Here is a 23365-nt window from a genome sequence, read left to right on the forward strand (position 1 = left end):
AACCGAAAGATTATCCGATTTTAAGACACTAATGCTAAAAGTATGAATAATCTAGGATTGAGTTGTTTTTGTTAATGAATATTCACGAATTGTTTCAAATAATCATACATCTTTTGGGCATTCTCTTCATCTTTAGAAATCAACAAGCAAGTATCGTTTCCTCCAACAGATGCCACGACTTCAGGGAATTCGATCGTGTCGATCAAAGCTGCTGCTACATGAGCATTACCAGGTATAGTCACCAGAATGGTCATAAATTGAACCCGTTCTAATTTCACTACCACATCTCCCAATGTTGACTGCAGACGCTCTTCAACGGAAAGGTTATTTGTTTGGTACAACGTATACTTCATGCCGCCTTGCGGAGTAGACGTCTTAATCAAGTTCATTTCTTTGATGTCTCTAGAGATCGTTGCTTGAGTTGCGTCCACACCTTCTTCTTTTAAATAATGGAGCAATTCATCTTGCGTAGAAATATCTCGATTAGTAATAATTTGTTTAATTGCTAATTGACGATTTGTTTTCTTCATATCAAAACCTCCATATGTAATTCGTATCTTTGTCTACAAGTATATCAAAAAACATTAGAAAGCGGTTAATATTTCGACTAATTTTACAAAAAAAATGAATAAAGATTCTTTTTCAGGAAAAGGATAGCAACTTACTCCCTATTTTGTTATAATTAGCTGTACAAAATTGAATGAAACGATCGTAGATAAAGAGAGTACTGCTTAAGGACATTAAAAAGCGAGCTGGGACGGTGTAAGCCAGTAATAGAGTTTTGCAGGAAGCGCACTTTTGAGAGATATGAACGAATGGGTTAACCCAATGAGTTCTGTCCGGCTAATTCAAGCCGTTACCCTGAATCAAGTGGTTGTGTCTTTAGGGCATTACAATGAGAGTGGTACCGCGGGAATTTCTCGTCTCTTTTTTAGTTTATTCATGGAAATAACTAAAGAAGGGCTATTTTTTTGCCTAAAAATCAACTTTTAGCCGTGCACGATTTATTCGTCCTTATTGATTCTAAGACGAACCGGATTTACTGATCGTAAAATAAAGTTCAATATCGTTCACCTTATTTACTATTCATTCAGAATGAAAAATAAAAACCAAATTATTATTAATCGGAGGAGATTTTAAAATGGATTACAAATTACAAATTGCTCAGTCTTTACACGAACACGTTTTTGAATCGTTATCTTTAGAAGATATTCTTGGCTTACTTGAAAAACCAAAATCAGTAGAACATGGGGATGTGGCTTTCCCTACATTCTCATTAGCTAAAGTTTTTCGTAAAGCCCCTCAGCAAATCGCTGCTGATCTAGGAGAAAAAATCAGCTCTCCAATCGTTGAAAAAGTAGAAGTTGTAGGTCCTTACTTAAACTTCTTCTTAGATAAAAAATTCGTCAGCTCAACTGTATTGAAAGAAATCCTTACTCAACAAGACAATTTTGGTGCCAACAACGTCGGAGAAGGAAAAAACATTCCTATTGATATGTCTTCACCGAACATTGCTAAACCTATATCTTTGGGTCATTTACGTTCAACTGTTATCGGAAATGCATTAGCAAATATCGTTGAGAAAATGGGTTACAACCCTATCAAGATCAATCATTTAGGCGACTGGGGAACTCAATTCGGTAAATTGATGACTGCTTATAAACTTTGGGGATCCGAAGAAGCTGTTAGAGAAAACCCTATTCAAGAACTCCTAAAATTATATGTAAAATTTCATGATGAAGCAGAAGAAAATCCTGCTTTAGAAGATGACGGCCGTGAATGGTTCAAAAAACTAGAAGATGGCGATGAAGAAGCTGTTGAATTATGGAAATGGTTCAAGGCTGAATCGATGAAAGAATTCAACCGCATTTACGATAAACTAGAAATCACTTTTGACTCTTTCAATGGAGAAGCTTTCTATAACGACAAGATGCAAGAAGTTGTCGACTTATTAGAAGAAAAAAATCTGTTAACTGTCGACAATGGAGCTAGCATCGTAGATCTAGAAAAATACGACTTAAACCCTGCTTTGATCAAAAAATCAGACGGCGCTACATTATACATTACACGTGATTTGGCAGCTGCTATTTATCGTAAACGTACTTACGATTTTGCCTTATCTCTTTATGCAGTTGGTAATGAACAAAGCAACCACTTCAAACAATTAAAGGCTGTACTAAAAGAAATGGGTTACGATTGGGCTGAAGATATGCACCACGTACCATTCGGCTTGATTACTAAAGATGGTAAAAAGTTATCTACTCGTAAAGGGAAAATCGTTCTTTTAGAAGAAGTATTGGATGATGCTGTTTCAGTAGCCTTAAAACAAATCGAAGCTAAAAACCCTGATTTAGAAAACAAAGAAACGGTTGCTAACCAAGTAGGTATCGGAGCGGTTGTCTTCCACGATCTTAAAAATGATCGCTTGAACAACTTTGACTTCACTATCGAAGAAATCGTACAATTTGAAGGCGAAACTGGACCTTATGTACAATACTCTCGAGCTAGAGCTTTAAGTATTTTGCGTAAAGCTGATGCAGGTGAACTTTCATTAGATGCTGCTTATGCTTTAAACGACTCTTACAGCTGGGAAGTTATCAAATTGATCCAAGAATACCCAGAAACTGTTCAACGTGCTTTTGATAAACTAGAGCCATCTGTCATCGCAAAACATGCGATTCATTTGGCACAAGCTTTCAACAAGTACTACGCTAACAGCCGTGTCTTAACCGAAGATGCTGAAAAACCAGCTCGCTTGGCTCTTGTTCAAGCTGTAGCTATTTTACTGAAAGAAGACTTAAGATTATTAGGAGTCCACTCACCAGACCAAATGTAGAGTGCGAATTAATCTGAAGCAATACACTTACTCCTAATGAATTTACCTCACCTTTCATGAATACACTAAAAAAGAAACCAGCAGTCCAATTAATGGAACTTGCTGGTTTCTTTTTTGTTTCGTCTTATAGTAAAATGTTCTGGTACTGGATCATGTCCGCCGCTAACAAAAGGATGACAACGCATAATTCTTGAGATCCCCATAATCGAACCTTTCAACGCACCATGCTTTCGAACAGCCTCAATGGAATATTGGGAACAAGTAGGATGGTAACGACAACTAGGTGGAAACAGGGGTGAAATACCCTTTTGGTAACCGCGTATCATCAAAATAATTATTTTTTTCATTTAGTCACCTACTATTTAATATGCTTATCATTATAAAGTGTTCTCTTACTAATGTAAAGTAAAAGAACACTTCTTTCCGTTAAAGAACATGTTCTATAAGTTCCATCCATTATTGACTTTTCTCTTTTTGCGAACGGTACATTTCAGCATAAATGCCATTTTTTTGGATCAACTGCTGATGATTGCCTCGTTCAACAATTTCTCCTTGATTCAATACTAGTATTTGATCCGCATGCTGAATGGTAGATAATCTATGGGCGATAATGAAAGTTGTTCGTCCTTTTTTGACTACATCCATCGCATGTTGAATCATCTCTTCTGTCTCAGTATCAATACTCGAAGTCGCTTCATCTAAAATCAATATTTCAGGATCAAAAGCCAATGCACGCGCAAATGAAATCAACTGACGCTGACCAGATGAAAGAGTGCTCCCTTTATCGACTACTGGTTCGTCGATTCCCTTTGGCATATTGTGCAGTAAGGTTTCTCCTCCCACTTCTTCGATGGCTTTGATTACTGCTTCTCGACTGATGGTAGTTTCTCCTAAACTAATATTTGACTCGATTGTTCCTTTGAAAAGATAAGGATCTTGCAAAACGATCCCCATATGTTTCCGTAAGCTTTTACGAGAAACGGCTGTAGTTGGAGTACCATCTATCCTGATGGTACCTTTAGTTGGATCATAAAAGCGGAACAGCAAATTCATGATCGAACTTTTCCCAGAACCTGTATGTCCAACTAAAGCTACTGTTTCACCTTTTTTTGCTGTAAAGTGAATATCTTTCAAGACGTACTCTTTCTCTTTATAAGCAAAATAAACGTGTTCAAAGGATACTTCTCCTTCTTTAAAAGTTAACTCTTCTGTCTGCTCTTCTTCTGTTTTGACCAGTTTCATTTCGAATACTCGTTTAGCTGATGCCATTGCTGTTTGCAAGTATGCGTACTGTGTCACGATTCCTTGGATAGGATTAAACAATCGCGTCGTATAGTCAACATACACATACAACACACCTACTGTAATACCTAAAGCCCCTGTTAAATACCCGTTTCCAAAATACAAAACCAATAATAGCAGAGTTATATTTTTGACTACTTCTACAAAACTAAAAGATCCTAAAGAATCCAGCATCGTGAATTTTAAACTATACGAATACCACTCATCATTGACGTCTGAAAACTCTTTTTCCATTTTTTCTTCTTGTTGATAAGCTTGTATAATAGACATCCCTTGAATCGATTCATTCAATGTTCCATTGATCTCACTGACTAAAGAACGGATCTTCGTCGTAAACGGAACAGCGAATTTCTGGTAGACCATAGCCCATAAAATAAAGAATGGAATCAGCAGCATCGTCGTCAATCCAAAGGAAACATTGATCTGTATTAAAGCAATATAGATTCCCACCAAATAAATCAAGTTGGTCAATACTTGCCCTACTACAACGACATAAAAAATTCTCAGTTGTTCTGTATCATTGGTGATTCTCGAAACAACTTTTCCTGCTGGCAAATTATCGAAATAACGAATCGGTAATTTTTGAACATGAGAAAACAAATCAGTCCTCATATTTTTTACAACTTCATTTGCTCCGATCGTCAGCAATAAAAAACTAAAATAACGCGAGATTGCTGTTATGACAGCCAGCCCAAAGAAAATGGACAAATAGCGCAGCAAAGAATCTACAGCTAGCACGGATTGATTTGACGGAGCGATTACTCCATCAATAATTTGTCGAATAATCAAAGGTCCAGCTAAATCAGATGCAACGGCTGCAACCATCAATAGAATACCAAAGAAAAAATGCACTTTTTTCTGAAACGAATAACGAACCAACTCTTTAGCTGTATTTTTCATCCATGGAGCCCTCCTTTAACTGTTGTCTTTGGTATTGGGTCCCATACCAGCCATTTTGAGAAATCAACTCCAAATGAGTTCCTTCTTCAATGATTTCTCCATCTTCCAACACAATGATCCAATCCGCATGATGAATCGCCGATAAACGGTGTGTAGTAATGATTGTTGTCTTTCCTTTTCTGACTTTTTGAATATTCTCAATAATTTTTTGTTCCGTTTTTGCATCGACAGCTGACAGAGAATCGTCTAAAATCAAAAACTCAGGATTCTTGATCAGTGCTCTAGCAATAGATACCCGTTGTTTTTGTCCTCCAGAGATAGCTACACCTCGTTCACCGATCAATGTATCCAGTCCTTCAGGCATTCGATCAAGGTCTTCTTCAAAGTTCGCTAGTCGAACGGCTTCCATGATTTCCTCATCCGTAGCGTCTGCCTTACCGAATTTGATGTTTTCTCTGATGGACCGAGAAAACAGTGTGTAGTCTTGAGGAACATACCCGATCATTGGACGCAGCACATCGCTTTTCAATTCATGGATCGCTTCTGAACCCACTTTGATAGCTCCGTCTCCAACAGGATATTGACGTAACAATTGGCGAATAAAAGTTGTTTTTCCGCTCCCAGTTTTTCCAACGATCCCAAGCGTTTTTCCTCGTGTGATCTTTGCTACCACACTCGTCAAGTTAGCTGACTCAGAAGATGGATATTTAAATGTTACTTCTGAATATTCTATATCGTGACCTTCTAAGTCCGTTTTGCTGCCTTCTACATCCATATCATCCGTGGCTTCCAACACTTCTGCTACCCGTTTCATGGATGCACTACCTTGTTGTACTAGGTTGATCAATTCTCCAACTGCTTGGACCGGCCAAACCAGCATCCCTAAATACACTTGAAAAGAAATCAACTTTCCTAAAGACAATTCTCCATTAGAAACTAAAATCGCTCCATATCCAAAAGCTATGACGTAGCTGATTCCTAATAAGATTTTTGTAATAGGTGAAAACAATGCATTAATTTGAGCCACAGCAATATTTTTCTGCAAGACATCCTCTGTTTTATCAGCAAACCTTTTAGCCATAGCATCTTCTTGAACATATGCTCTGACAACACGCACGCCTTCTACTCCTTCTAAAACATCGTCATTGATGTCTGCAAAAGCCGTTTGAGAGGCTAAGTAACGTTTATTGACTTTATCTCCCAACACTTTTAATAAATACCCCATAATCGGCATCGTCAACATAGACCATAACGTCAATTTCCACGATACAGATACAAACATCATGGTCAAAATAAAGCCTAAGAATACCGTAGAGTCCATGGTAACCATGATACCGTAACCAGCCATTTCAGAAATAGCATCTAGATCATTAGTTGAACGTGCCATTAAGTCGCCCGTACGATACTTTTCGTAAAAAGCAGCTCTCATCCGTAAATAATGTTTCATCAATCGTTCGCGCAATTCTTTTGCCAACAAATTTCTTCCCCCGAAAAACAAGTATCCCCAAAATACTTCTGTTCCGTATGTCACTACGATAGATAAAAAGAATAAACCCAGTTGCAGAAGCAACTTTTCTGTAGTTAACGTATTGGAATAAATTTGATCGATGACATTCCCAATGATATATGGAGGAATCAGCACTGCACCATTTGAAAAAAGCATGGCGAATATGCCCCAACCATATCTTTTCTTGTGGCTTTTAAAAAAAGGCCACAGTTGTTTAAATAATTCTTTCATTCTCTCCCAACTTTCTAGCTCCCCTATCTAAAAAAAGTCAAAAAAATAGCACTTATCTATAAAAAAACAGATGAGTGCATGATTCTTTACCTTACTCGCCGATTTTTAAATAGAGGGATAATCTGTATTTATGAGTGCGTAAGAATGCAACATTTTTCATAATAGATCTCCTCCGTTTCTGTAATATTTCCTACAAGTCATATTGTAGCCCTTTCATTAAAATTAAACAAGAATTTTTATCATAAAATAACAATATTTTTAATACTGCTCTAAAAAAATAAAAAATACAGCAAGCGAAAGATTTCTCTTCTTTCGCTTGCTGTATTTTCTACATTAATCTATTTTATCATTTTCATAATGGTGTTGCAGTTCTAATCCATTAAAAGATTGCTGACGCATCACTTCGTAAATCATGATCGCAGCCGTATTGGATAAATTCAATGAACGTACATGTTCATCATTCATCGGCAATCGAACACATTCATCCTCGTGCGCTCTCATGAATTCCTCAGGCAATCCTGTTGTTTCTTTTCCAAATAAAAAGTAGTAGTCTTTTTCAGTATCCGTGTAATCTACTTCACTATATGTTCGATTGGCGAATTTGGACACTAAAAACAGTTCTCCTTCTTTGCTGGCTTCTAAAAATGCTTCTAGATTAGCGTGATAGGTGATATTTACATCGTTCCAATAATCAAGTCCTGCACGTTTTAAATGTTTATCATCCGTTTTAAACCCTAGAGGTTCAATTAGATGCAAGTGTGTGTTTGTTGCTGCACAAGTACGAGCAATGTTTCCTGTATTTGCTGGAATAAGCGGTTCAAATAATGCAATATGATTAGTCATGTCTTTCTTTTCTCTCCTGTTCGCTTCACTTGATTAAAGTCCTTTTTTGTTCTCTATGGCTTCAATGGCCAAAGTGATTTCGTGATAAGCTTCTTCATCGGTTTCTTTTTTTAGAGCTTCTCTTAAAAATTCTAATACCATTTCGTCTCTTTTAGTGACGATTTTAGAAACAGACCAAGCTGCAGTGCCCCGAATCACCGGGCGAATATCTTCTTCTATACAACGCAATAAATCCGGAAGTGCTGCCCGGTCTCTCTTGTTGCCTAAAGCAATGATTGCATTTCTTTGGAGCGGCTTCTTTCCTCTCCAAGAACCTGCCATTGAGCCGAATTGCTGCTTAAAATCTTTATTGCTGATCGTTAATAATGGTTTCAGTTTCGGCAGAACTTTTTCCGGATCGGGTTCCATTTCTGGATGAAAGTGAAAGTCTTTCCCTTTGTTGTAAGGACAGACGATTTGACAAATATCACAACCATAGATGACATGTCCCATTTTTCTTCTATACTTTTCCTCCATCATGCCTTTTGTCTGCGTTTGGTAAGAGAGACATTCTTTTGCATTGATTCTGCCATCGCCTAACAGTGCTCCTGTGGGACAAGCTGTCACACAACGCATACATTCTCCGCATCCAAAAGGAACAGGCTCATCTGGCTCAAAGTCTAAATTAGTGATGATTTCTCCTAAATAAACATAGCTGCCAAATTCTTTTGTTATTAAAAGTCCATTTCTTCCAATAAACCCTAATCCTGCTCTTTGAGCTACGGCTACGTCCACCAATTCACCCGTATCTACCATAGGCTTAAACTCCGCCTCTTCACCAGCTGCTTCACGAATAAAAGCTATCAAGCGGTCCATTCGATCACGCAAGACATCGTGGTAATCTTGCCCCCATGAAGCACGTGCAAATTCTCCGCGGCGCACTCCTTTTTCTCTTTCTGGAGGTTCTGCCATTTTTGTAGGATAGGCTAAAGCTATTGCAATGATCGATCGAGGCCGACGAAAAATCAATTCCGGATAAACGCGTTCTTCAATGACTTTGTGCTCGAATCCAGAGTGATAGCCTTTGCTTTGTTGAGTGCGCAACTTTTCTTCCAAACCATCAAACGGTTCCGCCGTCGTAAAACCGATTTTATCAATGCCGATTCGCTTGCTCTCTTCGATGATCCGTTCTTTTAATACCGTCCCATTGACCATATCAAATCCCAACCTTTTAGTTGTTGCCATAGTATAAGAATCCATTCTATTTTAACACAATGTTGCTTTTTTAGGATACTCGACGGTATATTTTTTTAGACAAAAAAAAACGTATCGCTTCGGTGTCCAGCACTGCGAAACGATACGTTGGTGAGCCATTTTGTACTCATTAACTTTTATCAACATCTGATGGGATTACTGATAAAAACGAATGAACCTGTTTGGCTTATAAATAATAATATACCATCACGATGGCACTAATGCAAGGGAATACGCTGAAGTATTTTTGTCCATTTTGTGACTTTAGACTTTATCCTTTTTTCCAACTAATAACCGTACATGAATCGTGATTTCTTTAAGAGGATGAGAACGAGCATAATCAATCGATTCTTGACTAGCTCCCCAACTTAATGGTGTCATTTCAATCAAGTCGTGGTAGTTCTCAAGCGTCAGTGGGAAAGTGTATTTGATCGTATCCGTTTGAGTATCTTTAAAATGTTCTTTAAATTTTGCCACCACTTTATCATTCGAGTAAGATTGCTTATCTTCTCTATCTCGATACAATAAACTTCTCAACTCAATCAAGTAATCTTTTTCTGGTACTATTTTCAAACATTTTCCATTTGGTTTCAACATCCTATGAAATTCTTTGTAGTTAGAAGGTGAGAATATATTCAATAAGGTGTCATACTGCTCACTTGCAAATGGAGATTGGGCCAAATCAGCGACACACCAAAAAGCATTTTCAAAATGGCTGGCTGCTAAAGATATAGCATCTTTAGAAATATCAAACCCGATCTGTTCGCCTTTCAATCCTAACTGAGACAAATAATTTAATTGCGACCCTTCTCCAGAACCAACATCGATCGTAGTTCCTGATGCAGCATCAATATGGGAGTAAATAACTTCTAACATTTCATTAAATAATCCCGCTTGAGCGATTCTGTAACGTGGTGACAACATGTCTGCCGTATAATCATTAGACATTGTTTTTGTCAAAAAATGAACTGTCCCTTTTTTGGAAATGTTTAGAGAGTGACCTTGGCCGCACTCTAAACTATTTCCTTCAATTTTATAAAAAGATTCTTTGCAAATGGGACACTGAAACAAATCCATGTGTTCTTGCAAAAAAAGTTTAGCTCTTTCAATCTTTTTCAACCTCGTAAAACTCCTTAATAATAAATTCTTTTTTATGATGCTGTTTGTTCTTTTCTGATCTGAGCAGTTAAGTCATAAATCAACGGCTTCAACCAGCTGATTAAACCAGGTACTGGATAGTGTTCTTTTTCTAATCGAGTGACTTTCAAATAACTGTCTTCTTTCAAACTGAATGGAGACTGATTTTCGTCACTAGAACTGTACTCGATTTCCGCTTTTTTTCCAACAGCTTTCTCAATCATCTGCATCAGCTCTTCCACTTCGATCGTTTCACTTGAACTGGCATTATAGACACCTGTTTTATGATTTTCGATCATCCACATCATCACATTTGCCACTTCACTACCTTTAATAAAACTAATACGCGCATCTGCTCGATACAATCGGAAACTCTCTTCATTCATGATGTGACGAATGTAGTAATGCAACCTCTGCGTGTAATCATCTGTATCAAGTACGATAGGAATTCTCAAAGCTGCTGTAGGAAAAGCTTCATCTTCAAACAACACTTTTTCTGCTTGTCTTTTTCCTTCTCCATACGTAACTTTTTTCGTTAAATCAATATCAAATAACCAAGGATCAAAGTCGGTTTCACTAAAGCCGCCTTTACTTCCTCTATAGACAGATAACGTTGAAGTAAATAAATAATACTCAACTTTTCCGGCTAATTTTTCTTGAATCAATTTTGCATCTTCTTTTGTAAAACAAATATTGTCTAAGACAACATCCCATTGAGTCTGACTTAATTGATTCCAGCCTTCATGTGATGGATCAGAACGATCTAAGATAACGTGGCTAACATTTTTCCCATAAGGAACTTTATTATTTCCTCTTGTAGCAAATGTTACATGATAACCGTTTGATAACAATTTATCTGCTATTTTACGTCCAAAAAATCTAGTCCCGCCTAAAATAAGTACTTTCTTCATTTTTTCCCTCCTCACAAGAATAGCATTTCTTTTGTAAGCTTCAGTTTTTTTATACGTTAACTGTACCATAAGTTATATCCTTTTACATTAATGAACTTGTTTTTTGCGCAAATCGTAAACCCTTTTATTTGCTGGTCAAAGTCATCGATGGTACATTAAAAAAAACAATCTCTATTGAAAGGATGACTCCTATGCCATGGAATATGAACGACTATCCAAATGCCTTTAAAAATTTCGACCCATTGTTACGCAAAAAAGCTATCGACATTGCCAACGCCTTATTGGATAATGATTACCCAGAGGATAAAGCTATTCCGATTGCGATTTCACAAGCAAAAGAATGGATGGAGGATGCTTCTGAAAAAGAAAAAAATGACTATAAAAAAGAGGCTAACCCGTCAAAAAATGACCGTCACGATTCAACACACTCAAATCCTGATTTATTGGATAAAGATGTAGAAGTTCTTTTCGAAGATGAGTCTTGGGTAGTCAAGACAAAAGGGGCCAAACGTCCTAGTGAGACATTTGATAAAAAAGCCGATGCTGTAAAACGTGCCAAAGAAATTGCTGAAAATAAAGATTCATCCGTCATTCGTTATACAAAAGAAGGCAAAAAACAAAAGGATTGAAAATGAACTCAAAAACACCTGCAAGGATAGCTTGCAGGTGTTTTTGGATTAATTTTTAAAAGAATTTTCTAGATCCAGTTCTTCTTGGAAAGCGTCTTGATACAACTCGTATTCTCTTTCGCCTTGTCTTTCAATTTTTGCTTCATTCATTTCTTGTTTCGACTGTTTAGCTAGTTCTCCAGCAACGTTTTTTACGGCGCTGCCTGTCTCAGTTAGATCAGTCTTCAATTCTGTAGTCGTTTGCTTCAGGTCATGAGTAGCAGCTTTTAAATTTGCTTTAAGCAATTCTTTGCTCATCGAGTTTTTCTTTGTCAATCCTTTAAGATTGTCTTTTAATATAGGTCCGTCTACTTTGGCTTGTCCTGATATTTTTTGAGAAGCCTCTTTAAAACTAGTCGACACATCATGGGATGCGTCTTGCAGCATAGCTTTAACATCGCCGCTCTTCGTTTTTACAATATCATAATAATCTTTGCTGGTTTCTTTCGTGTAATCAGCTTTTTCTCTTAACTCTTCTTGTAATTCCTGACCTGATTTAGGTGCATACAACATTGCGGCCGCATAAGCAGCTGCTCCTCCAATAGCGGCTCCTAACCAAAAAGTTCCTTTAGACATCTTCATCCACTCGCTTTCATTAATAGTTTTATCGACTTATTCTGATCTTGTCTCTATCAGTCTAGCATTTCAATAAAAAATACACACTTTATTTGTTCGACTGAAGGTCTTTTTCTAAAGTAACCATCTCTGCACACAAACAAATCATTTGAACAGCTTCTTCCACTTCTTCTACAGGGATAGACGTTGGGGCCAATCGAATACTGTTATCTTTAGGATTAGTACTGTAAGGATAAGAGGAATTCGCTTCTGTTACACTTACTCCGATTGCAGCTAAAGCTTCAACTATTTGAGTAGCGCAGCCCTCTTGAGTAGTCAAATGTACAAAGTACCCTCCATTAGGAACCGTCCACTCCAAGATATTTTCATCTTTGAAGTAATCAGATAATAATGTATCAATTTTTTGGAATTTCGGCTGTAAGAGTGCCGCGTGTTTTTCCATATGTTCCATTAAATGAGCTTTGTTCTTCAAGAATTTTACATGTCTCTTTTGATTTACTTTATCAAATCCAATCGTTTGGTCAGATAGAATGTCAGTAAACCACTCGATATTTTCTTTAGACGATGCCAGTGCAGCTACTCCTGCTCCAGGGAAAGTAATCTTAGATGTTGAACAAAACATCCACGCTCGTTTTTCTGTCCCATATTTTTTACACGTATCTAATAGATTTTTGACTTGCTCTTTAGTCTCTGTTAAATGATGGACTACATAAGCGTTGTCCCACATGATAGTGAAATCTTCTGCCAAGGTCTTCATACTGGCCAATCGTTCGACCACTTCATCCGAATAAGTCGTGCCAGTTGGATTGCTATACACTGGAACACACCAGATGCCTTTTATAGTAGCATCACTGGCAGTTAATCTTTCCACTTCATCCATATCTGGTCCTGTATCCGTCATAGGGATCGAGATCAACTCGAAGCCTAATTTTTCTGTTACATTAAAATGTCTATCGTATCCTGGACTTGGACAAAGAAATTTTATTTGCTCTTCTTGAGACCAAGCTGATTTTCGATCAGGCTGACCTAAAAACAACTTGCTGGCTAATACCATATACATCAATTGCAAACTAGAGTTTCCTCCAACAATGACTTCTTCCGGTGCAGTTTCCAACACTTCAGAAAAGAATTGTTTAGCTTCAGGAATTCCTGTCAGTATGCCGTAGTTTCGAAAGTCAGCCGCGGTTTCTTCATATAAATCTTCAGGCGTTAGTACAGTCAACATAGGTTCAGATAGTTGAAGCTGATCTCTTCCAGGAACCCCTCTTTTCAAATTTAATTGCAACGGATTTTTTTTAACGGTCTCGTATGATTCTTTCAATTCAGTTAGACGCTGTTTTTTTTCTGCAGTTGTTTTTTCCATCTCTATGCTCTCCTTAAAAGAATAATACGTTCTTCATACTGTAAATTATATCCAATATTGTATAGTAAAGAAAGAAAAAGTATACACTTGCTTCCACAACTGTTTTAGGTTTAAAGCATTTGGTTTCCCGCTCTCAATTTGATTTGTGCATCCAAAGGTTTTAATACAAGGCTTTTAGCTTGTATATGGACAGTAATTTCCGCAATTCTGAAGGGTAATTGTTTGAATACTTCGAAACTATAGTATATCATCATTTTAAAGAAGTTCGTTTGATGACACCGCTTTATTAGCAAGTGTCGTCTTTCAGGCTGCTCATATTACATATACAGAAAGGTCAAGGTGATCATATTGGCAAAACTCTATTCATTACCTTCTTTGTCGTTTTAGGGAATGTTGTTTCTAATTCCTTTATTGCTTATGGTTTTGCTAAAATTGAGTTTCCTGGTAAAAATCTATTGTTTTCTCTCGTATTAGCTACAATGATGATTCCTAGTTTTGTTACCATGATTCCTCAATACGTTTTGTTCACCAAGATTGGATGGGTAGGAACGTATTTACCGTTGATCGTTCCCTCTTTCTTCGGGAGTGCGTTCAATATTTTCTTGATGCGACAATTTTATTTATCCATCAATGACGAATTAATAGAAGCTGCTCAAATCGATGGAGCCAATCATTTGTTTATTTGGAGCCGTTTGATGGTTCCTTTAACTAAACCCGCTTTAATCACTATTGGAATCACTTCATTCAACGGAGCTTGGAACGACTTCCTTGGACCCTTACTTTATATTCATGATGAAGATATGTATACCTTGCAGATTGGACTGCAAACGTTCCAAAGTCAATCTTCTACTCAATGGAATTATTTGATGGCTGGAGCCACTTTGGTCATGATTCCTACTGTTTTATTATTCTTCTTTGCTCAAAAATACTTTATTCAAGGAATGGATTTAACAGGAGGCACAAAAAGGGTAACTAGCCATATCTACAGGAAGGGTATCAAGTATGAAAAAATTTGATTTTTCAAATGGAATCGTTATTGCCACGGAATGGATTTCTCGTTTGGCTATAGCGAATCTAATGTGGTTGTTGTGTTCTCTACCTATAGTTACACTCATCCCCTCTACTAATGCTTTGTTTCGTCTTTTTTATTTATGGTCAAAAGGAGAAGACACACCTTCGACCGCAAAATTTTTTTGGCATTCTTTCAAGAAGGATTTCTGGAATAGCTATAAAGGTGGCGGACTTGTATGGGGAGTTTTAGTCGTCTTATTGTTGGACAGCTGGATTTTAACTCTTCTAGCTCAAACGCAATCTTGGCTGCACATCTACAAATACGTCTTATACATGACGACTATTTTGTTCAGCTTAACTGCATTGTATTACTTCTCTTTAAGCAAAAAATTAAGCGGATCTGGGCCTAAACAATTATTGGCCGCTTTTTGGTTGATGATTGGCCATCCAGTACTGAGTCTGCTATTAGCAGTGTCCTGTATGTTGCTGGTCATTATTCTTTTAAGATTTCCAGCTCTGCTGTTCTTTTTTTCCGGCAGCGGCATAGTAGGCTTAGCGACGATGTATACTAATAAAGCGATCTATCACAGCTCTATGCGGAGAAAGAAAAAAATTTCCGAAGAATATTAAAAGTAAAAGCCGAACCCTCTTTTTGAGTGCTCGGCTTTTACTTTATTTTTAACCTATACAATATCTTTACGTTCTTTTCCTGGAAATAATTTAATCAATACTATACTGATCAGATACAAGATAAATAAAACCGTAAAAATCCCCAGCATACCGACACCCATCAACTCTAATCCTTTTTCTAAAGCTGCATAATCAACATTAAACATTTCCTTGCACCCTTTCTTGTGGGTATCTTAAGTAAAGAAATTCAATACTAATCCCCCGGCTACTACTGAAGCGATTTGTCCAGAAACATTCGCTCCTACGGCATACATCAATACAAAGTTTTGATTATCTTCCTCATGTGCCATTTTTTGAATCACTCTTGCCGACATCGGAAAAGCTGAAATACCCGCAGCACCGATCATCGGATTGATTTTATCTTTTCGAAAAAGATTCAGCAACTTGGCAAATAAAACTCCCCCCACTGTATCCATGACAAAGGCTACTAATCCAAATGCAATAATCAGCAAAGTATCCAACCGCAAAAATTGATCAGCTGTCATTTTTACTGAGATCGTCAGTCCTAATAAAATACTGACTAAATTGACCAGTTCATTTTGCGCTGAAGAACTCAATCGATCCAACACTCCACATTCCCGGATGAAATTGCCGAACATCAAAAAACCTACTAAAGGCAATGATGCTGGAGCAACGAAACCGGCAATCAAAATCACCGCAATGGGGAAAATGATTTTAGTCGTCTTTGATACGGCTTCTGCTTTGTAATTCATTCTGATTTTGCGCTCTTTTTCGGTGGTAACTGCTCTGATAGCAATTGGTTGAATGATTGGAACCAAAGCCATATAAGAGTATGCTGCTACAGTAATAGGGCCTAATAAATGTGGAGCTAATTGATTGCTCACAAAAATGGAAGTAGGGCCATCTGCCGCTCCAATGATTCCTATAGTTGCCGCTTCTTGTAAGTCGAATCCGAAAATGATCGCAACTAAAATTGTAAAAAAGATACCGAATTGAGCTGCTGCACCAAATAAAAACATAAATGGATTTTTTAATAACGGACCAAAATCGATCATAGCTCCAATGCCAATAAAAATCAATAAAGGAAACAATTCGTTGGAGATTCCAAAATCAAACAGAACATCTAAGATTCCTTCTTGTTCAACTCCATTTATTTCCTGACTGATCAATCCAGAATGAGGAATATTCACTAAAATTGCTCCAACTCCCATTGGTATAAGAAGCGTCGGTTCATATTGCTTTTTAATCCCTAAATAGATCAACAACGCTCCAATAGCTATCATACCCACTTGACCTGTACTAACAGCTGATATTCCATCCACAAACGATTCCACATAAACCCCTCCTGCCCCTTGGAGTCAACTAGTTGCCAAAGAAAGACATCAATACTCCTGCTGCAACCGCTGAACCTATTACACCCGCTACGTTTGGCCCCATAGCATGCATCAACAGATAATTAGATGGATCGGTTTTAACCCCTTCTTTCTGCACTATCCGAGCAGCCATCGGAACCGCTGAAACACCTGCTGCTCCAATCATAGGATTGATTTTGCCATTCGATAATTTACACATCACCTTTCCGGCTAAGACTCCTCCTGCTGTTCCTCCAGCAAACGCAATCAAACCGAGTACCACTACTTTCAGAGTCTCTGCCGTTAAAAGAATATCCCCGTTAGCCTTAGCTCCGACCGTTATGCCTAGTAATATTGTTACAATAAACATAAACGATGATTGCAAAGTTTCAGTTATTTTAGGAACAACATTGCTTTCTTTCACTAAATTTCCTAACATCAACATCCCTATCAACGGTGCTGAAGACGGTACTAATAAGACAACAAATATCGTAGTAACAATTGGAAATAAGATTTTTTCAAGTTTTGATACTGGTCTTAATTGTTCCATTTTTATTTTCCGTTCAGATTCAGTGGTCAATGCCCTTATGATTGGTGGCTGAATAATTGGGACTAGCGCCATATATGAATAGGCTGCTAGCGCAACAATAGGTAGTAAGTGTTCCGCTAATTGACTGGTTAAATAAATAGCTGTCGGTCCGTCAGCGCCTCCAATGATACCAATGGATGAAGCTTCTTCTGGAGTCATTCCAAAAGCTAAAGCCCCGAAGAAAGCAATAAAAATCCCCACTTGAGCTGCACCTCCAAGTAACAATGTGATCGGATTTGCAATTAATGGTCCAAAATCGATCGACGATCCCAGACATAAAAAAATCAATGGAGGATAAATCCCTAATTCTGTTCCTTGATAAAGATAATACAGCAGCCCGCCCGACTCATCCTGAGTTGCTGAGACCATCAGATTTGTCAAAGGCAGATTCACTAATAGCATACCAAAGGCTATTGGAAGCAATAAATAAGGTTCATATTGTTTTTTGATTGCCAAATAAAGAAAGAGACAGGCAATTAGGATCATGATAATGTCCTTATAACTCAAGTTAGTCAATCCCGCAGAGGTTATGAGTTTATTTAACGGCTCTAACACATATTTCTCCTCCTTGCCTTATGATATTACAACCAATGAATCACCTGAATCTACTTTTTGATTAGCGCCTATTTTTAAACTTGCAATCACTCCATCAGTTGGTGCTACAATTTCATTTTCCATTTTCATAGCTTCTAATATACAAAGTACTTCTCCAGCTTTTATGGTTTGTCCTTCATTTACTAGTACACGTAAAATCGTTCCTGGCATCGGGGCAACGACAGTAGCTTTTTCTGAAACAATTGACTGCTGCAAAGGCGGTTTTTGTTGATGATTTGAGGTGGAAGCTGCCGCATCGACTTCTTCTACAGTCACTTGATAGACTTGTCCATTAACAGTGATTTCATAATGTTTCATGAATTTCCCTCCAAACTAACGTATTCTTTTGATTGAAATAATACGATACTGCTTATCTTGACGATCGTTATTCGCAAGTATTAATGCCGTTAAAGCCGCGACTGTTTTCAGTTCTTCATTTACTGGTAAATCTATAAAAGGCGTTTGATCAGGCTGGTAATTCCTTTCTTCTTTAATATCTTCCTTATTCATTTTCTTCTGTAGATTATAATTTTTTCCAGAAAAAAATTTAAACAAGTTGATAACGATTTGAAGACCGATCAGGACCAAAAAAACTACTAAGATACTTACCACAGCAACAACTACACCATCCATGATAGTAAAATCCCTCATACTATCCCTCTTTTCCTACATAGTCGCCGAAATACGAATGACTTCTTTCTCTTTCTTATCTTCTTTGTTGATTGGATTATTTTTTTCCTGCAGATGATATTTCTTTTCTAGAAACTCTTTTCCCACCTGCGGAAAAAGTGCGTAAGTCAATACATCTTCATCAGTTCGTGCAAGAGACCCTAACTCTTCTTTTAAGCGCTGAAATTCAGAAGGTATGTGATTTGCAGGACGATCCGTAATAACCGTATCATCATGAATAATCGACTTTCTAAATTCTTCAGTGACTGGAACCGGAGTCTTCCCATAAGAACCACGTAAATATTCTTTGATTTCATTAGGCACCATTTTATAGCGCTCACCGGCCAATACATTAAAAACTGCTTGTGTACCGACCATTTGACTCATTGGGGTAACTAAAGGCGGAAAACCTAAATCAGAACGGACACGCGGAACTTCTTTCAACACCTCATCATACTTGTCTGTTGCATTAGCTTGTTTTAATTGAGACAGCAAATTAGACAACATCCCCCCAGGAACTTGATAAATTAACGCTTTTGGGTCAGAACCCATTACTTTAGGATTCAACAGTTCATTAGCAAGGTATTTGTCGCGAATTGGTTTGAAGTAATCGGCAATTTCTTCCAATAAAGGTACAGCTAATGTTGTTTTCCGTTCGCCTTCATTTAAACAAATGGCCATTGTTTCTGTTGGAGGTTGGCTTGTCCCTTCTGCAAAAGGTGAGATTGCTGTATCAATGATATCGGCTCCAGCTTCTACTGCTGTTAAATAAGTCATATGTGAAGTACCACTCGTAGCATGTGTGTGTATACTCAAAGGTACACTGATCTCATTTTTGATCGCATGAACCAGTTCTTTTGCCACATGAGGAGTCAAGATTCCTGCCATATCTTTGATACAGATGGAGTCTGCTCCCATTTCTTCCATTTCTGCAGCCAATTCTACAAAATAAGGAGTGGTATGCACATCACTGATGGTATAACAAATGGTCAATTGAGCATGTCCACCGTACTTTTTCACCGCTTTTAAAGAAGCTTCTAAATTCCGAACATCATTCAAAGCATCAAAAATCCTAAAAATATCGATCCCATTTTCAACTGACTTTTCAACAAACTTATCTACCACATCATCAGCATAATGACGATACCCTAATAAATTTTGCCCTCTTAACAGCATTTGCAGCTTCGTGTTTGGAGCACGCTTTCGTATTTCTCTCAGTCTATCCCATGGATCTTCATTTAAAAAACGGATAGCTGCATCGAATGTTGCTCCACCCCAACATTCTAGTGAAAAATATCCTACTTTATCCATTTTCTCAATTATAGGCAACATATCATTGGTGGACATTCGAGTAGCCATCAAGCTCTGGTGTGCATCTCGAAGGACGGTTTCCGTTATTCCGATCATCTTATCTGTCATTGGTATCACTCCCATTCCAAACGACCGTATACAATTATGCAAAAAAGAAGTTGTTTTGTGATGAACTAATAACGAGTTGAATGATCGCTACATCATACAACTCGTTTTCGTGTTATTATTTAGGATTCGTTTATTAGGCTCAAGATTGCTTTTAGAGCTTCATTAGGCAACACATTTAATGCATTCTTTTGACCTTGTTCTCGAATAAATTCTCCACGCATTTTCATTCTTTCATCTACTAATGAAACATAAGAAGAATCCGTAAAATCTGGTTTAAAATCTTCAGTGACCATATACTGGATGTCTGTTAAATGTCCAAACTCTTGAAACTCAGCTGTATCATCAATAATAGATTCGATAGCACCTAGTGTAACCTCTTTAGGTATCTTATGATCTAAAAAGAAGCCTGTATTTAAGATGTAACAATCCGTTCCTAATTCTTCAAATAAATATTTAAAGTTATTGTAATCATCTATCAACGGATAAACTCTAAATGGATTAGCATAAGGCTCTATGACAAGTTTGTTGATGTCTACTCCTTTTTTCAATCGTTCAGCAGTCGTTCTCTTAGTAGCTAAGGTTGCTCCAAAGGTTGTGGCCAGAATCGGATCATTGATTTTCAATACCGGCGGCAAAGAGTCATCTTTCATGATCCAAAACACCGCATTAATCGGTTCTTCGAATTTGTCTACTCGGTTTGGTGTTGAATACCGTGATTTGATTGTTCGACCATTTCCATTGCGCAAATCTTCCGTCAGCAGTACTTTATTCCCATTTTCGTCTTGCGTCACACCAACGTTTTGAACCGTCACAAAATAATCCACTTCAGGATGATCCGCTGGATAGTCTTGAGTTTTATCAAAATATGCTGGTTCCAACGCAATAGAAGAACCATTTTTCAATGAAATGATAAAAGCATCGTCATGTAATACTTCTACTTCGTATTTATTATTGTGTTTAGCATGTGTTAAGGTCGATTTCCCAGATCCAGACAATCCAAAAAAGGCAGCCACATAACTTTCATTTTCTTTCAATACAAACTTTTTCTGACCACCATGACAAGAAACATATCCTATATTATGAGCAATATTCCAGGCTAATGTTAAAGTCGATTTCTTTAATTCTCCAAAGTAATTCATTCCAAGAATAATCGCGCAATTATGTGCAGAATCAAAGTAAGCTAATCCTAGTGGGTAATCAGGATGATGCCAATTTGCATCTTGGTAAATCAAAATGTCCCCTTCATTGATTTCTTTGGAATCCTTATATAGATCATTATAGAATTCATTAGTGACTTGAAAATTGAGCAACCAGGAATACAGATTGTTTTCTTGCCCTTTTGGTACAGTCAAATGAGCTTTTACCATGAATTCAGGATCTAATCCAACATAGGCTGTAGTCTTGTATCGGTTTGTTTTTGTTCCATCATAAATAGCATCCAGAACTAAAGTTTTCAACTTAGCATCTTCTTCGGGATTTTCTCCGTATATTCTTTTAGCTGCAGCGGTTCTTCCTACTACAGAATTCCCATTTTCTACGAGTATTTTAGCATTAGAAGGTAACCCTAATTTATCAGGAAATTTAACTGGCAAATCAGTAACTATTGTATTTATAGCATCATGAGCTGTTTGATAGGCTTGGTCTAACGAAGTTATTGGTTGGACGTTGTTGCTGTACATAGAAGTTTCAACAATAGAACGTAAGGGAGAAAATAGATGATTGGATCGGCGAATTTCGTTTTTTAAAAATCTATCTTTTGTTGACAATGGCTGCACCCCTAACTTTTTACAGTATTATGGAATCTTTTCACCAAACAACATGTTGATTTACTGCTCTTATTTCTTACATCAACTTTATTCACCTGCCTTTTTTCTAGAATCAATCAATGAAAATTCTTTGTCGAACTCTCACTGACACTTATATAACTTTGAATATATCTATTATATTTATACGTCTAATACACCCTCATAGTAACAGAAAACATCCATTATTAAAAGGGCTTACTTTTAAATTTAACAATTTTTGTGTTCCCTCTATTATTAATTACAAGTTCTAATTTTCATACTATAATGCTATCTCTTATGAACTTTATAGAACCTGTTTAAAATGACTAACACCTATTATAAAAATAGCCTATAAAAAAACCTTTAGAAGTCTATGTGACTACTAAAGGTTTTTAAAGTTTTAAATACAATGCCTTTTGATTCTTTTTTTATTTTACTCTTTTTTATCTTTATTTAAGGGATGATCTCCACTTTTTATTCTATATCCTACAAAAAGAATGTAGGCTCCATATAAAATTACAAAAACTGCCACAAAGGGTTGTATGGTCATAGCTACTGCTCCCAAAATTATAATCAGGCTGCCAACAATCATCTGCCATTTGCCAAGACGCTTATTCATCACCATAGTCTCCTCTTCTTTTTCTTACACCTAGTATAACAGAGCTTTACTATCGGTTGGAAAATATTTTATACTATTATGAAAATAAAAAAAACTGAACTCAGCGAGTTCAGTTTTTGCTTTGATACCGGCGGCCGGAATCGAACCGGCACGCCCTCAACGGGCACTGGATTTTGAGTCCAGCGCGTCTACCAATTCCGCCACGCCGGCATAACATAATGCAATTTTTCAATCTTTATAGATAAGGCGGTAACCGGATTTGAACCGGTGATGAAGGTTTTGCAGACCTCTGCCTTACCACTTGGCTATACCGCCATATTTTTAAGTAACTGGGCTAGCTGGATTCGAACCAGCGCATGAGGGAGTCAAAGTCCCTTGCCTTACCGCTTGGCTATAGCCCAAAAAAAGGGCGACTGATGGGAATCGAACCCACGAGTGCCGGCGCCACAAGCCGGTGCGTTAACCACTTCGCCACAATCGCCATGATTTAATTTAAACAACAGGGGTAGTAGGAATTGAACCCACATCGATGGTTTTGGAGACCATAGTTTTACCATTAAACTATACCCCTAAAAATGGTGGAGGGGGGCAGATTCGAACTGCCGAACCCGAAGGAGCGGATTTACAGTCCGCCGCGTTTAGCCACTTCGCTACCCCTCCAACAATGGCTCGGGACGGAATCGAACCGCCGACACCTTGAGCTTCAATCAAGTGCTCTACCAACTGAGCTACCGAGCCATATCTTTTAGGTAATACTATTCATTTTTTAAAATGACGGTCTCGACGGGAATCGAACCCGCGATCTTCTGCGTGACAGGCAGACATGTTAACCCCTACACCACGAGACCATAATTTGTTGCAATGGAGGTTAACGGGCTCGAACCGCTGACCCTCTGCTTGTAAGGCAGATGCTCTCCCAACTGAGCTAAACCTCCAGGTTTAAATAATAACCTTTTAAATGACCCGTACGGGATTCGAACCCGTGTTACCGCCGTGAAAGGGCGGTGTCTTAACCGCTTGACCAACGGGCCATGATTTACATTTTTTCAACGGAGAGTAAGGGATTCGAACCCTTGAGACAGTTTTCACCGCCTACACGATTTCCAATCGTGCTCCTTCGGCCAGCTCGGACAACTCTCCAGATTCAAGTATCCTTGGTACCCTATACAT

The 23365-nt window shown here is 37.7% G+C and carries 21 protein-coding genes, 11 tRNA genes, 1 pseudogene and 1 other annotated feature; of the genes and pseudogenes, 4 read left to right on the forward strand and 29 right to left on the reverse strand.

Features of this window, described 5'->3' with window-relative positions:
- Window positions 1-71: 71 nt before the first annotated feature.
- Window positions 72-530 (reverse strand): arginine repressor, encoded by a 459-nt coding sequence (argR, locus tag LMF32_RS12965; RefSeq protein ID WP_092481030.1) that lies wholly within the window; start codon window positions 528-530, stop codon window positions 72-74.
- 173 nt (window positions 531-703) lie between these two features.
- Window positions 704-931 (forward strand) — a binding site (T-box leader).
- A gap of 210 nt (window positions 932-1141) precedes the next feature.
- On the opposite strand from argR, the gene argS reads away from it, so the two are divergent.
- The gene (gene argS, locus LMF32_RS12970; RefSeq protein WP_188204921.1) at window positions 1142-2836 is read left to right on the forward strand and encodes an arginine--tRNA ligase; all 1695 of its coding nucleotides are present in this window, start codon (window positions 1142-1144) and stop codon (window positions 2834-2836) included.
- 89 nt (window positions 2837-2925) lie between these two features.
- Here the strand turns inward: argS and yidD are convergent, their stop codons facing one another.
- The 7 genes from yidD to LMF32_RS13005 all read right to left on the reverse strand — a co-directional run bounded on the left by yidD (window position 2926) and on the right by LMF32_RS13005 (window position 10900).
- Complete coding sequence (gene yidD / locus LMF32_RS12975; RefSeq protein WP_230525005.1) at window positions 2926-3183, reverse strand: membrane protein insertion efficiency factor YidD; 258 nt, start codon at window positions 3181-3183, stop codon at window positions 2926-2928.
- A gap of 109 nt (window positions 3184-3292) precedes the next feature.
- On the reverse strand, window positions 3293-5038 hold the full coding sequence (locus LMF32_RS12980) for an ABC transporter ATP-binding protein (RefSeq protein ID WP_230525006.1): 1746 nt from the start codon (window positions 5036-5038) through the stop codon (window positions 3293-3295).
- Window positions 5022-6776 (reverse strand): ABC transporter ATP-binding protein, encoded by a 1755-nt coding sequence (locus LMF32_RS12985; protein ID WP_230525007.1) that lies wholly within the window; start codon window positions 6774-6776, stop codon window positions 5022-5024. Before LMF32_RS12985 ends, LMF32_RS12980 begins: the two co-directional genes overlap by 17 nt.
- Before the next feature lie 333 nt (window positions 6777-7109).
- Window positions 7110-7619: a tRNA (uridine(34)/cytosine(34)/5-carboxymethylaminomethyluridine(34)-2'-O)-methyltransferase TrmL gene (gene trmL, locus LMF32_RS12990; RefSeq protein ID WP_188204923.1), complete on the reverse strand. Its 510-nt coding sequence runs from the start codon at window positions 7617-7619 to the stop codon at window positions 7110-7112.
- Between the two features lie 33 nt (window positions 7620-7652).
- Window positions 7653-8843 (reverse strand): tRNA epoxyqueuosine(34) reductase QueG, encoded by a 1191-nt coding sequence (gene queG, locus LMF32_RS12995; RefSeq protein ID WP_230525008.1) that lies wholly within the window; start codon window positions 8841-8843, stop codon window positions 7653-7655.
- Between the two features lie 273 nt (window positions 8844-9116).
- Complete coding sequence (locus LMF32_RS13000; protein WP_230525009.1) at window positions 9117-9971, reverse strand: methyltransferase domain-containing protein; 855 nt, start codon at window positions 9969-9971, stop codon at window positions 9117-9119.
- Between the two features lie 32 nt (window positions 9972-10003).
- Complete coding sequence (locus LMF32_RS13005; protein WP_230525010.1) at window positions 10004-10900, reverse strand: NAD-dependent epimerase/dehydratase family protein; 897 nt, start codon at window positions 10898-10900, stop codon at window positions 10004-10006.
- Window positions 10901-11091: 191 nt separating this feature from the next.
- Between LMF32_RS13005 and LMF32_RS13010 the strand changes: the two genes are divergently transcribed.
- A complete protein-coding gene (locus LMF32_RS13010; RefSeq protein ID WP_230525011.1) occupies window positions 11092-11529 on the forward strand; it encodes a DUF2188 domain-containing protein in 438 nt (145 codons plus the stop codon).
- Between the two features lie 48 nt (window positions 11530-11577).
- On the opposite strand, the gene LMF32_RS13015 is transcribed toward LMF32_RS13010, so the two are convergent.
- Window positions 11578-12144 (reverse strand): YtxH domain-containing protein, encoded by a 567-nt coding sequence (locus LMF32_RS13015; protein WP_230525012.1) that lies wholly within the window; start codon window positions 12142-12144, stop codon window positions 11578-11580.
- An 88-nt stretch (window positions 12145-12232) separates the two neighbouring features.
- Window positions 12233-13507: an aminotransferase class I/II-fold pyridoxal phosphate-dependent enzyme gene (locus LMF32_RS13020; protein ID WP_230525013.1), complete on the reverse strand. Its 1275-nt coding sequence runs from the start codon at window positions 13505-13507 to the stop codon at window positions 12233-12235.
- Between the two features lie 356 nt (window positions 13508-13863).
- Between LMF32_RS13020 and LMF32_RS13025 the strand changes: the two are divergent.
- Together LMF32_RS13025 and LMF32_RS13030 are read left to right on the forward strand one after the other, a co-directional pair.
- Window positions 13864-14523: pseudogene (locus LMF32_RS13025) on the forward strand (carbohydrate ABC transporter permease); the annotation flags it as partial.
- Window positions 14510-15148, forward strand: coding sequence for a DUF624 domain-containing protein (locus LMF32_RS13030; RefSeq protein ID WP_230525014.1), 639 nt, complete (start codon window positions 14510-14512; stop codon window positions 15146-15148). The pseudogene LMF32_RS13025 and the gene LMF32_RS13030, both read left to right, overlap by 14 nt.
- Before the next feature lie 53 nt (window positions 15149-15201).
- On the opposite strand, the gene LMF32_RS13035 is transcribed toward LMF32_RS13030, so the two are convergent.
- From LMF32_RS13035 to LMF32_RS13125, 19 genes are all read right to left on the reverse strand, one after another.
- Entirely contained in the window at window positions 15202-15354 is a 153-nt protein-coding gene (locus tag LMF32_RS13035; protein ID WP_177192553.1) for an OadG-related small transporter subunit, read from the reverse strand.
- A 27-nt stretch (window positions 15355-15381) separates the two neighbouring features.
- Entirely contained in the window at window positions 15382-16503 is a 1122-nt protein-coding gene (locus tag LMF32_RS13040) for a sodium ion-translocating decarboxylase subunit beta (protein WP_230525015.1), read from the reverse strand.
- Window positions 16504-16531: 28 nt separating this feature from the next.
- Window positions 16532-17665, reverse strand: coding sequence for a sodium ion-translocating decarboxylase subunit beta (locus tag LMF32_RS13045; RefSeq protein ID WP_230525016.1), 1134 nt, complete (start codon window positions 17663-17665; stop codon window positions 16532-16534).
- Between the two features lie 18 nt (window positions 17666-17683).
- Window positions 17684-18022 (reverse strand): biotin/lipoyl-containing protein, encoded by a 339-nt coding sequence (locus LMF32_RS13050; RefSeq protein WP_230525017.1) that lies wholly within the window; start codon window positions 18020-18022, stop codon window positions 17684-17686.
- 15 nt (window positions 18023-18037) lie between these two features.
- A complete protein-coding gene (locus tag LMF32_RS13055; protein ID WP_230525018.1) occupies window positions 18038-18355 on the reverse strand; it encodes an OadG family protein in 318 nt (105 codons plus the stop codon).
- A 15-nt stretch (window positions 18356-18370) separates the two neighbouring features.
- A complete protein-coding gene (locus LMF32_RS13060) occupies window positions 18371-19792 on the reverse strand; it encodes an oxaloacetate decarboxylase subunit alpha (RefSeq protein WP_230525019.1) in 1422 nt (473 codons plus the stop codon).
- A gap of 119 nt (window positions 19793-19911) precedes the next feature.
- Window positions 19912-21471, reverse strand: coding sequence for a phosphoenolpyruvate carboxykinase (ATP) (locus tag LMF32_RS13065; protein ID WP_230525125.1), 1560 nt, complete (start codon window positions 21469-21471; stop codon window positions 19912-19914).
- Between the two features lie 538 nt (window positions 21472-22009).
- Window positions 22010-22195: a hypothetical protein gene (locus tag LMF32_RS13070; protein WP_188204936.1), complete on the reverse strand. Its 186-nt coding sequence runs from the start codon at window positions 22193-22195 to the stop codon at window positions 22010-22012.
- Window positions 22196-22320: 125 nt separating this feature from the next.
- A tRNA-Leu gene (locus tag LMF32_RS13075) sits at window positions 22321-22405 on the reverse strand.
- 34 nt (window positions 22406-22439) lie between these two features.
- Window positions 22440-22510: transfer RNA gene (locus LMF32_RS13080), tRNA-Cys, on the reverse strand.
- Between the two features lie 14 nt (window positions 22511-22524).
- Window positions 22525-22596, reverse strand: a tRNA-Gln gene (locus LMF32_RS13085).
- 7 nt (window positions 22597-22603) lie between these two features.
- A tRNA-His gene (locus LMF32_RS13090) sits at window positions 22604-22676 on the reverse strand.
- Between the two features lie 19 nt (window positions 22677-22695).
- Window positions 22696-22766: transfer RNA gene (locus LMF32_RS13095), tRNA-Trp, on the reverse strand.
- A 5-nt stretch (window positions 22767-22771) separates the two neighbouring features.
- A tRNA-Tyr gene (locus LMF32_RS13100) sits at window positions 22772-22855 on the reverse strand.
- Window positions 22856-22860: 5 nt separating this feature from the next.
- Window positions 22861-22933 (reverse strand) — tRNA-Phe (locus LMF32_RS13105).
- Window positions 22934-22970: 37 nt separating this feature from the next.
- Window positions 22971-23043 (reverse strand) — tRNA-Asp (locus LMF32_RS13110).
- Between the two features lie 14 nt (window positions 23044-23057).
- Window positions 23058-23130 (reverse strand) — tRNA-Val (locus LMF32_RS13115).
- A 24-nt stretch (window positions 23131-23154) separates the two neighbouring features.
- Window positions 23155-23226 (reverse strand) — tRNA-Glu (locus tag LMF32_RS13120).
- A gap of 19 nt (window positions 23227-23245) precedes the next feature.
- Window positions 23246-23335, reverse strand: a tRNA-Ser gene (locus tag LMF32_RS13125).
- Between the last annotated feature and the right edge of the window lie 30 nt (window positions 23336-23365).

Source organism: Desemzia sp. C1 (assembly GCF_020882875.1).
Taxonomy (GTDB): domain Bacteria; phylum Bacillota; class Bacilli; order Lactobacillales; family Carnobacteriaceae; genus Desemzia; species Desemzia incerta.

Excerpts from the sequence above, each read along its gene's own strand:
- trmL (WP_188204923.1), bottom strand. The coding sequence starts at position 7,619 with ATGACTAATCATATTGCATTATTTGAACCGCTTATTCCAGCAAATACA.
- LMF32_RS13065 (WP_230525125.1), bottom strand. The coding sequence starts at position 21,471 with ATGTACAGCAACAACGTCCAACCAATAACTTCGTTAGACCAAGCCTAT.
- LMF32_RS13060 (WP_230525019.1), bottom strand. The coding sequence starts at position 19,792 with ATGACAGATAAGATGATCGGAATAACGGAAACCGTCCTTCGAGATGCA.
- LMF32_RS13010 (WP_230525011.1), top strand. The coding sequence starts at position 11,092 with ATGCCATGGAATATGAACGACTATCCAAATGCCTTTAAAAATTTCGAC.
- LMF32_RS13020 (WP_230525013.1), bottom strand. The coding sequence starts at position 13,507 with ATGGAAAAAACAACTGCAGAAAAAAAACAGCGTCTAACTGAATTGAAA.
- LMF32_RS13050 (WP_230525017.1), bottom strand. The coding sequence starts at position 18,022 with ATGAAACATTATGAAATCACTGTTAATGGACAAGTCTATCAAGTGACT.
- queG (WP_230525008.1), bottom strand. The coding sequence starts at position 8,843 with ATGGCAACAACTAAAAGGTTGGGATTTGATATGGTCAATGGGACGGTA.
- LMF32_RS13055 (WP_230525018.1), bottom strand. The coding sequence starts at position 18,355 with ATGAGGGATTTTACTATCATGGATGGTGTAGTTGTTGCTGTGGTAAGT.
- LMF32_RS12985 (WP_230525007.1), bottom strand. The coding sequence starts at position 6,776 with ATGAAAGAATTATTTAAACAACTGTGGCCTTTTTTTAAAAGCCACAAG.
- LMF32_RS13030 (WP_230525014.1), top strand. The coding sequence starts at position 14,510 with ATGAAAAAATTTGATTTTTCAAATGGAATCGTTATTGCCACGGAATGG.
- LMF32_RS12980 (WP_230525006.1), bottom strand. The coding sequence starts at position 5,038 with ATGAAAAATACAGCTAAAGAGTTGGTTCGTTATTCGTTTCAGAAAAAA.
- yidD (WP_230525005.1), bottom strand. The coding sequence starts at position 3,183 with ATGAAAAAAATAATTATTTTGATGATACGCGGTTACCAAAAGGGTATT.
- argR (WP_092481030.1), bottom strand. The coding sequence starts at position 530 with ATGAAGAAAACAAATCGTCAATTAGCAATTAAACAAATTATTACTAAT.
- LMF32_RS13035 (WP_177192553.1), bottom strand. The coding sequence starts at position 15,354 with ATGTTTAATGTTGATTATGCAGCTTTAGAAAAAGGATTAGAGTTGATG.
- argS (WP_188204921.1), top strand. The coding sequence starts at position 1,142 with ATGGATTACAAATTACAAATTGCTCAGTCTTTACACGAACACGTTTTT.
- LMF32_RS13005 (WP_230525010.1), bottom strand. The coding sequence starts at position 10,900 with ATGAAGAAAGTACTTATTTTAGGCGGGACTAGATTTTTTGGACGTAAA.
- LMF32_RS13015 (WP_230525012.1), bottom strand. The coding sequence starts at position 12,144 with ATGTCTAAAGGAACTTTTTGGTTAGGAGCCGCTATTGGAGGAGCAGCT.
- LMF32_RS13070 (WP_188204936.1), bottom strand. The coding sequence starts at position 22,195 with ATGAATAAGCGTCTTGGCAAATGGCAGATGATTGTTGGCAGCCTGATT.